We start from the raw sequence: 1350 nt of genomic DNA, 5'->3' as shown, positions 1-1350 counted from the left end.
GCCCATTTTTCTCTAAATAGCGGACTCCATTTCCTTTGAGCTGAACTATAGCAGGAGATTTCGATAGACGTCAGGAGGATTTCCTGACGTTTTTCCAATTTATCGGATATTTTTACGATGACACCTCCATGTGAAATCATAATATAGCAACATTTTATCGTAATCAGGCAAAACATATAGCGTTTGGGTTTTGTTAAGCTAAACTTAAGGAAGGAGCGTTTCGGACGCTTCGAAAGCATTCAAGGCACCGTGTGTTGTCGTGCCCACAAAAACTATTTTGACAAGGAGTCATTATGAGAACTCACAAAGCTGGGGAGAATAAGGAGCTCAAATTATGGTATCGGGAGCCTGCTAAGCAGTGGACGGAAGCATTGCCGGTAGGAAATGGCCGCTTAGGCGGAATGATTTTTGGCCAGGTCAAGGAGGAGAAGATTCAGCTTAATGAAGACTCCATCTGGTACGGCGGTCCGAAAGAGGGGGAAAACCCGGATGCGCTGCAACAGCTCCCTCACATTCGTAAGCTGCTTTTTGACGGGGACGTGGAGAAGGCGACATATCTAGCTAGGATGTCTATGTTTTCCTCGCCTAAATACTATAATCCGTATCAGCCTCTTGGGGAAATGAAGCTGTTTTTCACTGATTTGAAAGAGGACATACATGCCTATCTTCGTGAATTGGATTTGCAGACAGGCATAGCTCGGGTAGCCTTCAATGTTGGCGATACGACTTATACCAGGGAAATATTCGCAAGTTATCCAGATCAAGTGATGGCGATTCATATGACTAGCAGCAAGCCTGGTGGTCTTACTTTCTGTGTGAATTTGAATCGGCGCCCTTATGAAGGGGATAGTTATGCACGGTCCTCGGACAGCATCGTTATGAACGGAGAATGCGGCAAAGACGGTGTTGCTTTCAGCGGTGTGCTTAAAGCCAAGGCATCGGACGGCGTTGTTCAGACGATTGGCGATTTTATTTCCGTAGAAGGCGCTTCGGAAGTGACGCTTTTGTTTGCTGCGAGCAGTACCTTCCGAGAGGCTGATCCCGAGGCGGCTTGCTTGCAGCAGCTTGAGAAAGCAGAAGCCTACTCGTATTCGGAGCTGAAACAAAGGCACATCAATGATTACCAAACGTTGTTTAACCGGGTTCAATTTAGCCTGTCAGCTTCGCACGAGGAGCAGCCGTTGGCAACGAACGAGCTAATGAAAGCCGTAGTAGAGGGCAGCTCGGAGCATAGAAAGATGCTGGCTGAGTTATACTTTCAGTATGGCCGTTATTTGACCATTGCCAGTTCCCGCCCTGGAAGTCTGCCATCCAACCTGCAAGGGATTTGGAATGATAGCTTCACACCTC

At 47.3% G+C, this 1350-nt stretch carries 1 protein-coding gene; it reads left to right on the top strand.

The genetic code is table 11. The features are described 5' to 3' along the window. Positions 1 to 293: 293 nt before the first annotated feature. On the top strand, positions 294 to 1350 hold a 1057-nt coding region (locus AC1DUA_RS37860; RefSeq protein WP_477504605.1), incomplete at its 3' end, for a glycoside hydrolase family 95 protein.

This window comes from Paenibacillus sp. 01T422 (genome assembly GCF_056398785.1).
Note: the sequence above shows the minus strand (reverse complement) of the source record. Positions and strands in the feature narration are given on the sequence as shown.